At 67.3% G+C, this 9,271-nt stretch carries 8 protein-coding genes; all 8 read left to right on the top strand.

Annotated elements, in window-relative coordinates; translation table 11 throughout:
- Nucleotides 1–37: 37 nt before the first annotated feature.
- The 8 genes from adh to ACPCXD_RS06010 all read left to right on the top strand — a co-directional run bounded on the left by adh (nt 38) and on the right by ACPCXD_RS06010 (nt 9,147).
- Entirely contained in the window at nt 38–1,561 is a 1,524-nt protein-coding gene (gene adh / locus ACPCXD_RS05975; protein ID WP_088897131.1) for an aldehyde dehydrogenase, read from the top strand.
- 93 nt (nt 1,562–1,654) lie between these two features.
- Entirely contained in the window at nt 1,655–2,179 is a 525-nt protein-coding gene (locus tag ACPCXD_RS05980; protein WP_088897112.1) for a DUF779 domain-containing protein, read from the top strand.
- A gap of 133 nt (nt 2,180–2,312) precedes the next feature.
- A complete protein-coding gene (locus ACPCXD_RS05985; RefSeq protein WP_088897113.1) occupies nt 2,313–2,861 on the top strand; it encodes a hypothetical protein in 549 nt (182 codons plus the stop codon).
- Nucleotides 2,862–3,008: 147 nt separating this feature from the next.
- Complete coding sequence (locus ACPCXD_RS05990) at nt 3,009–4,409, top strand: MFS transporter (protein WP_088897114.1); 1,401 nt, start codon at nt 3,009–3,011, stop codon at nt 4,407–4,409.
- A gap of 112 nt (nt 4,410–4,521) precedes the next feature.
- Entirely contained in the window at nt 4,522–6,189 is a 1,668-nt protein-coding gene (locus ACPCXD_RS05995) for an AMP-binding protein (RefSeq protein ID WP_088897132.1), read from the top strand.
- A gap of 146 nt (nt 6,190–6,335) precedes the next feature.
- Entirely contained in the window at nt 6,336–6,605 is a 270-nt protein-coding gene (locus tag ACPCXD_RS06000) for a GlsB/YeaQ/YmgE family stress response membrane protein (RefSeq protein ID WP_016696140.1), read from the top strand.
- Nucleotides 6,606–6,749: 144 nt separating this feature from the next.
- On the top strand, nt 6,750–8,696 hold the full coding sequence (locus ACPCXD_RS06005) for an acetoacetate--CoA ligase (protein ID WP_423658788.1): 1,947 nt from the start codon (nt 6,750–6,752) through the stop codon (nt 8,694–8,696).
- Between the two features lie 97 nt (nt 8,697–8,793).
- On the top strand, nt 8,794–9,147 hold the full coding sequence (locus ACPCXD_RS06010; protein ID WP_088897116.1) for a hypothetical protein: 354 nt from the start codon (nt 8,794–8,796) through the stop codon (nt 9,145–9,147).
- The last annotated feature ends 124 nt before the right edge of the window (nt 9,148–9,271 follow it).

Raw genomic sequence — 9,271 nt, forward strand, 5'->3', positions numbered from 1 at the left:
ATCACATACCGACCGCTCGACGCTGCAGGAGATGCACATGACCGTGTACGCCCGTCCCGGTTCGCCCGACGCCCTCATGTCGTTCCAGTCCCGGTACGACAATTGGATCGGCGGCCAGTGGGTGCCGCCGGTGAAGGGGGAGTACTTCGAGAACGTCACCCCCGTCACCGGCCAGGTGTTCACCGAGGTCGCTCGCGGCACCGAGGAGGACATCGAGCGCGCGCTCGACGCAGCCCACGCCGCCGCACCGGCCTGGGGGAAGACGTCGCCCGCCGAACGCGCGGTGATCCTCAACAAGATCGCCGACCGCATCGAGGAGAACCTCGAATCGATCGCCCTCGCCGAGTCGTGGGACAACGGCAAGCCCATCCGCGAGACCCTCAACGCCGACATCCCGCTCGCGATCGACCACTTCCGCTACTTCGCGGGGGCCATTCGCGCGCAGGAGGGTTCGATCTCCGAGATCGACTCCGACACGGTCGCCTACCACTTCCACGAGCCGCTCGGCGTCGTCGGCCAGATCATCCCGTGGAACTTCCCGATCCTCATGGCCGTGTGGAAGCTCGCGCCGGCCCTGGCCGCCGGCAATGCGGTGGTCCTCAAGCCTGCCGAGCAGACCCCGGCGTCGATCCTGCACCTGATCTCGATCATCGGCGACCTGCTGCCGCCGGGTGTGGTCAACATCGTCAACGGCTTCGGTGTGGAGGCGGGCAAGCCGCTCGCGTCGAGCCCGCGCATCCGCAAGATCGCGTTCACCGGTGAGACGACCACCGGTCGGCTGATCATGCAGTACGCCTCGCAGAACCTGATCCCGGTCACCCTCGAACTCGGTGGCAAGAGCCCGAACATCTTCTTCTCCGACGTGCTGTCGGCGAACGACGACTACCAGGACAAGGCGCTCGAAGGCTTCACGATGTTCGCCCTCAACCAGGGTGAGGTGTGCACGTGCCCGTCGCGTGCACTGATCCAGCAGGACATCTTCGACGACTTCCTCTCGCTCGCCGCGGTCCGCACCAAGGCCGTCCGTCAGGGCGATCCGCTCGACACCGACACGATGATCGGCGCCCAGGCCTCTAACGACCAGCTCGAGAAGATCCTGTCGTACATCGAGATCGGCAAGAGCGAGGGTGCCAAGGTCATCACCGGTGGTGAGCGCGCCGATCTCGGCGGCGACCTCTCGGGCGGCTACTACGTGCAGCCGACGATCTTCCAGGGCGACAACAAGATGCGCATCTTCCAGGAGGAGATCTTCGGCCCGGTCGTGTCCGTGACGTCCTTCAGCGATTTCGACGACGCGATCTCGATCGCCAACGACACCCTCTACGGTCTCGGTGCCGGTGTGTGGTCCCGCGACGGTGGTGTCGCCTACCGTGCCGGTCGCGCCATCCAGGCGGGCCGCGTGTGGACGAACACCTACCACCAGTACCCCGCGCACGCGGCCTTCGGTGGTTACAAGCAGTCCGGCATCGGCCGCGAGAACCACCACATGATGCTCGACCACTACCAGCAGACGAAGAACCTCCTGGTGTCCTACGCTCCCAAGGCACAGGGCTTCTTCTGATCCGAACTTCGGCGCCTGTCACGTCCGCACGACGTGGCAGGCGCCGTTGCCATACGCTCGGAACATCGTGCACCCCAACGGAAAGGCAGGTCTGTGACCGTCCCGCGACTCGTGGCGACCGTCGACGCCGTCGCCCTGCTGCGCCGCCTCGCGCAGCGCAACGGACCGCTCATGATGCACCAGTCCGGCGGATGCTGCGACGGCTCCGCGCCGATGTGTTATCCCGACGGCGATTTCGTCGTCGGCGACCGCGACGTGCTCCTCGGAGTCCTCGATCTGCGCCTCGGGGCAGGGGAGACCCGCTCGGATCCGCCGGTCGGCGCCGACGCCGTGCCGGTGTGGATCTCCGGTTCGCAGTTCGAGGCGTGGAAGCACACCTGTCTCGTCCTCGACGTGGTGCCCGGACGCGGCTCCGGGTTCAGTCTCGAAAGTCCGGAGGGGGTGCGTTTCCTCAGTCGGGGGCGCGCATTCACTCCCGACGAACTGGCCCTCCTGGAAGCCGACCGGCCGCTCACCGGGCGGGACCGGGAGGCCGGCGTGGAGCCCGCCGTGTCCGATGTACCCACGGTGGTCGCCGAGGCCGCCGACGCGTGCCCGGTGCCCGGCCTGTCCTCGTGATCCGATCTGCGTGATCCCACCGGGAGGAGGGTGACTCACCTGCCCGTTGCCGGTGTGCGTCAGAATCGGAGCGGAATCCGGCCGGATTCCGGACGACGACGTGGGCGCCCGGCGGGTGCGACGAGGAGTGGGCATGGCCTTCGCAGGCAACGTGGACGAACTGGCACTGCTGCAGACGGTGCGTCTGAAGAAGCAGGTCACGGCCGAGGTGCTCGCCGCGCACCTCGGTGTGTCGGTGGCGGCCGGCCAGGCTGCGGTGGCCGCACTCCTCGAGCAGGGCAAGGCGTCGGAGAACGACGGCGGCATCAGCCTCACCGACAAGGGCACCTCCGAGCTGAACGATCAGCTCGACGCCGAGCGGGTCTCCATCGACGAGGATTCGATCTCGGAGCTCTACGACCAGTTCCTCCCGCTCGACGAGGAACTCAACGCGCTCCTCGAGAATGCCGACGCCGACGGATTCGTCGACGGCCTCATCGATCTCGACCGCCGGGCGCAGAGCCTGTTCGACGACGTGTCGGCGTTCGTGCCGCGCCTGTCGCGGTACCAGGACCTGTTCGCCGAGGCCCTGGAGAAGATCAAGGGCGGCTCGCTCGCGTGGGCCACGGCCGCCAACATCGACTCCTACTCCTCGGTGTGGGGCGAGATGCGCCAGGAGATCGCGGGCGCCGCCGGCCGCTGAGAATTTCGTTCGTTCGGCACACTATGTGATGCCGGTCACCCCCACCCCCCTTTCGGGGGTGGTGAGGGGGTGACCGGCATCACTACGTTTTCGTTCATCCGCCGAGGCGATCACGCCCGCGGTTCGAACGGACAACGGAGGACTCACGTGACCAGTGTGTCGACCCCGGGGGCTGCCGAACCCCCCGTCGCCGGACCGGTGGGACGTTCGCGTCCCGACCCATCCACACCCCGCCACGCGGGCCCCTCGAAGGAAGGGCCCGGTATCCGGCGCGTCGCCGTCGCCAGCTGCATGGGCACGACGATCGAGTTCTACGACTTCTTCATCTACGGCACCGCCGCAGCGCTCGTCTTCCCGACGGTCTTCTTTCCCGCGCTCGGATCGACCGCGGGTACCGTCGCCTCCTTCGCGACCTTCGCCGTCGCCTTCATCGCCCGCCCCGTGGGCGCAATGCTGTTCGGCCACTTCGGTGATCGCATCGGACGCAAGAAGACGCTGATCTCCACGCTGCTGCTGATGGGTATCTCCACCCTGCTCATCGGCCTTCTGCCCGGCGCCGAGACTATCGGTGTCGCCGCCCCGATCATCCTCGTACTGTTGCGATTCGCCCAGGGCTTCGCAGTGGGCGGTGAGTGGGCCGGCGCGACCCTGCTCACCGCCGAATATGCGCCACCGGGCCGACGCGGTCTGTACGCGATGTTCCCGCAGCTCGGTCCCGCCATCGCCTTCGCCCTGTCGAGCGGCACCTTCCTGTTCACCGGTCTCGCACTCGGCGACACCAACGACGCCTTCCTGAACTACGGCTGGCGGATCCCGTTCCTGCTCAGCATCGTTCTCGTCGGCATCGGCCTCTACATGCGCCTCGCCATCGAGGAGACCCCCGTCTTTCGTGCAGAGCAGGAAGCCCGCCGTAACGCCCCGGTCGCCGAGGTCGAGGCCCCGCGCCGGCTGCCCTTCCTCGACGCGTTGCGTTACCAGGCCAAGGAGATCTTCCTCGCCGGCGGCGCGCTGGCCATCATGTTCGCCTTCTTCTACATGGGCACGGCCTACCTGACCAGCTACGCGACCTCCGAGCTGGGATTCGACCGGCCGTTCGTCCTGATGGTGGGCATCGCCTCGTCGCTCGTCTTCGGTCTCGCGATCGTGCTGTCCGCGCTGTATTCCGACCGCTTCGGGCGCAAGAAGGTCATCATGGTCTCGTGCGCCTTCTCCGTGGTCTGGGCACTGGTGTTGTTCCCGCTTCTCGACACCGGCTCACCGATCGCGTTCGTGCTCGGGATGATGATCACCCTCGCGATCTTCGGTATCGCCTACGGACCGTGCGGAGCACTGCTGCCCGAGATGTTCGCGACCCGTTACCGCTACACAGGCGCCGGTCTGGGCTACAACTTCGCCGGGGTCCTCGGCGGCGCCATCCCGCCGATGATCGCCGCACCGCTCGCCGCCTCCTACGGCGGTATCGCGATCGGGATCATGCTGGCCGGAATCGGCCTCGTGAGCCTGGTCTGCACCGCGGCACTTGTGGAGACCCGCGACCGGGCCCTCTGATCCATTCCCGGTGGATCCGTTCCGAACCGATCCACCCCCCGGTGGCGGTCGTCCGGCAGCAGCCCGACGACCGCCACCACAGCCGTATCCCCGTCTCGTGAAGGAGAATGCGATGTCCGGCCTCGACGTCGACCGTCTGCCCAGCTACACCCAGGGTGCCTGGGACGTCCCGTTGCTCGGCGACACCATCGGCGACAACCTCGACCGCACCGCCGCCCGCTTCGGCGACCGTGAGGCACTCGTCGACTCCGCCGCCGGAAAGCGCTGGAGCTACACCGAATTCGTCGCGGATGTCGATGAGCTCGCGCTCGGCATGCTGCGGGCGGGCATCACCAAGGGCGACCGTGTCGGCATCTGGGCACCCAACTGCTGGCAGTGGGTGCTCGTGCAGTACGCGACTGCGAAGATCGGAGCGATCCTCGTCAACATCAACCCCGCCTACCGCTCGCACGAACTGCAGTACGTCCTCGAGCAGGCCGGTGTGCGGATGCTGGTGTCCGCCCCGACGTTCAAGACCTCCGACTACGCGACGATGATCGAGACCGTCCGGCCCAACTGCCCCGACCTCGAGGACGTCGTCCTGCTCGACTCGCCGCGGTGGGACGAACTCGTCGAGTCCGGCCGCGCCGCGCTCGCCGAGGACCGGGCGCCGCTCGACTCGGCCCAGGCGGCGCTGTCGCCCGACGACCCGATCAACATCCAGTACACCTCGGGCACCACCGGTTTCCCCAAGGGCGCCACCCTCAGTCACCACAACGTGCTCAACAACGGTTTCTTCGTCGGCGAACTGTGCCACTACACCGAACGCGACCGGGTCTGCATCCCCGTCCCGCTGTACCACTGCTTCGGCATGACGATGGGTAATCTCGCGTGCACGAGCCACGGCGCGACCATCGTGCTGCCGGCGCCGGGCTTCGATCCCGCCGCAACGTTGAGCGCTGTCGCCGAGGAGAAGTGCACGTCGCTCTACGGCGTGCCGACGATGTTCATCGCCGAACTGGCCGACCCGGGATTCGACAACTACGACCTGTCGAGTCTGCGCACCGGCATCATGGCGGGATCACCGTGCCCGGTGGAGGTGATGAAGCAGGTCATCGACCGGATGGGCATGAGCGAGGTCTCGATCTGCTACGGCATGACCGAGACTTCGCCGGTCTCGACGCAGACCCGCAGCGACGACAGCATCGAGCGGCGTGTGAGCACCGTCGGTCGTGTCGGCCCACATCTCGAGGTCAAGGTCGTCGACCCCGTCACCGGACTGACGGTGCCGCGCGGCGAACCCGGCGAACTGTGCACCCGCGGTTACTCGGTGATGCTCGGCTACTGGGATCAGCCCGACAAGACCGCCGAGGCGATCGACTCGGCCCGATGGATGCACACCGGCGACATCGGCGTCATGGACGAGGACGGATACGTCTCGGTGACGGGCCGGATCAAGGACATGGTCATCCGGGGTGGGGAGAACATCTATCCCCGCGAGATCGAGGAATTCCTCTATACCCACCCGGACATCCTCGACGCCCAGGTCGTCGGCGTGCCCGACGTGAAGTACGGCGAGGAGCTGATGGCGTGGGTCCGGATGCGCGAGGGCGCCGAACCGCTCGACGCCGAGTCGCTCCGGGCGTTCTGCACCGGGAAACTCGCCCACTACAAGATCCCGCGCTACGTGCACGTGGTCGACGAGTTCCCGATGACGGTGACCGGAAAGGTCCGCAAGGTCGAGATGCGTCAACAAGCGATCGCGCTCCTCGAGGCGGCAGGAACAGAGGGGGCCCGGTGAGATCCGGGCCCTGCCGGAGAAGGAAATTCACCCGGAAGGGACGTCGAATCGGCCTCGTGTGAGCCGTTCATGATCGACACTGATGAGGTACATGGTCGTCGAGGGTGCGCCGCCCGCAGGTGCGGCGCCGAACAGAGAGGCTCACCATGGGACAAATCATCGGCACCATCATCTTCGGCGCAGTCATCGGCATCCTCGCCCGGTTGGTGATCCCGGGTAAGCAGGCGATGGGCATGATCATCACCATCGTCATCGGCATCATCGGCGCGCTGATCGGCTACTGGATCTGGGGCATGATCTCGTCCGAAGGCAACGAGGACACCTCCGGCATCGACTGGATCCGGTGGATCATCTCCATCGCCGTCGCGGTGGTTCTCACTCTCATCTACACCTCTGCGACACGCGAGAGGCGGTAGCCGGGAGTCCTCGCGCGAGGCTCCGTTTCGGACGTCTCGGACGTCGTGCACGGGCAGTCCGTCCGTGCACGACGGTCCCCGGCCGGTCCGGGCGGGGCCTTCACCCGTCTTCAGGTACGGTCCCGGACCGGGAGGTGAACTGTGGTGAAACCGCAATGGACTCCGACGGACGTCGACATCGAGCAGGCGAACGTCACCGGATTCACCCGATTCGTCGAGGAGAGACACGGACTCGACCTGCCCGATTACCGGGCGTTGTGGCAGTGGTCCGTCGACGAACCCGGTGATTTCTGGCAGGCCGTGTGGGACGCCTTCGACGTCGTCTCCCACACCGATCCCGGCCCGGCTCTGGCCGACGCCTCCATGCCCGGTGCCGTGTGGTTCCCGGGCGCGCGACTGAACTTCGCCGAGTACGTCTTCCGGGAACGTCCCCCGGACGAGGCCGCCATCGTCCATCTCGACGAGGAGGGACGCCGGCGCGAGATCGGCTGGGCCGAACTCGAACGCCGCACGGCCGCCCTCGCCGCGACCCTCCGAGCGCGCGGGGTGGGGGAAGGCGACCGTGTCGTCGGTTACCTGCCGAACATCCCCGAAGCGATCGTCGCCCTGCTCGCCACTGCGAGCATCGGGGCCGTCTGGGCGGGCTGCGGACAGGACTACGCCGTGCCCGCGGCGATCGACCGTCTGGGCAGGCTCGAACCGCGGGCACTCGTCACGGCGACCGGATACCGCTACGCGGGACGGCGACACGACCGCGTCGACGAGGTGAACCGGCTCCGCGCCGCGATGCCCGACCTCGCCCTGACGGTCGTCGTGTCGACCGGTGAGACACCGTTCGATGCCGCCGCATACGCGGGGGCCGTTCTGGACTGGCAGGACGCCGTCTCCGGTGACGCCGAACTCGAACCCCTGCCCGTCGCCTTCGATCACCCGCTGTGGGTGGTCTTCTCCTCGGGCACCACGGGTCCGCCGAAGGGCCTCGTTCACGGCCACGGCGGTGTTCTGCTCGAACACCTCAAGGCATTGTCGCTGCACCTCGACCTCCGTCCCGGCGACCGCTTCCTCTGGTACACCAGCCCCAGCTGGATGATGTGGAACTTCCTGCTCTCGGGCCTGCTCGTGGGATGCACCGTCGTCACCTACGACGGCGCCCCGTCCCATCCCGAGGTCGATCGCCTGTGGCGGATCGCAGCCGACGAGAACGTCACGGTGCTCGGGACGAGCCCCGGTTACGTGCTGGCCTGCATCAAGGCCGGTGTCGTCCCGCAGGACGACCACGATCTGTCGGCCCTCCGCGGCGTCGGCGTCACCGGCTCGACGCTGCCCGCCTCGTCGTCGTTGTGGCTGGCGGACAACGCGGGGGAGCACGTGCAGGTGATGTCCATCTCCGGCGGGACCGATGTCGTCACGGCCTTCGTCGGGGCCGTCCCCACGGTGCCGGTGTGGCCGGGGGAGATCTCGGTGCCCTGCCTCGGCGTGGCGGTCGACGCCTTCGACGAGACGGGGCGGCCGGTGCGCGGAGAGGTCGGCGAACTCGTCGTGACCGCTCCCATGCCGTCCATGCCGGTGCGGTTCTGGAACGACCCGGACGGCACTCGTTACCGCGACTCCTACTTCTCCGTCTATCCGGGCGTGTGGCGGCACGGCGACTGGATCACGATCACCGAGCGCGACACCTTCGAGATGCACGGCCGGTCCGACTCCACGCTCAACCGTCACGGTGTGCGGATGGGCAGTGCCGACATCTACCAGGCCGTGGAGACCCTGCCCGAGATCGTCGAGTCGCTCGTGCTCGGCATCGAACGACCCGACGGCACGTATCGCATGCCGCTGTTCGTCGTCCTCGCCGAGGGCACCACGCTCACCGACGACCTGAAGGAACGGATCCGTGCGGCCGTGCGCGAGCACGCCTCGCCACGGCACGTGCCCGACGAGATCGTCGCCGCGCCCGGGGTGCCGCACACCCGCACCGGTAAGAAGCTCGAAGTTCCTCTCAAACGGATCCTGCAGGGAGCCGATCCCGCCAGGGCGGTGGACCGCACCGCGATCGACGATCCGGACCTGCTCGACTGGTACCGCGGCCAGGCGTGATCCGGAGCACTCGAGATCCCGAGCACTCGGGATTCGGGGCACTCCCTGAGTGTCGCCTTACTGGACAGCCCACGCCCGGAATGGTCGGATTGCGCCCATGGACATCGCCATCAAGATCTTCCTCATCCTGCACTTCATCGGCCTCGCGGGCATCATCGGATCGTGGCTCGCGGTCATCAAGGAACCCCGCGTCGTGGCCGGCATGCTGCACGGCGCGATCCTGCAGGTCGTGACGGGTCTGGCCCTGGTGGGCCTCCGGGAGGCGCAGGACGTCGTCGAGGTGAACCACATGAAGATCGGCATCAAGCTGCTGGTCGCCCTCGCCGTGCTGGTCGTCGCCTTCGTCGGTCTGAAGAAGGAGAAGCAGAATCCCGGTTCGACCGCGACACTCGCCCATGTCGCCGGCGGTCTGGGCATTCTCAATGTGATCATCGCCGTGGCGTGGACGTGATCGTCCGTACTCGGTGCACTCGGTGACAGTCGGTCGGCGCCCGAGTGGGCACCCTGTAGATTGGGGCCGGTGCGTATGTCATGGGCTCCGGTGATGACCGGCGGGTAACCTGCTTCGGGCGCCT

It is taken from the genome of Rhodococcus sp. AB351 (assembly GCF_049538275.1).
Taxonomy (GTDB): Bacteria; Actinomycetota; Actinomycetes; order Mycobacteriales; family Mycobacteriaceae; genus Rhodococcus.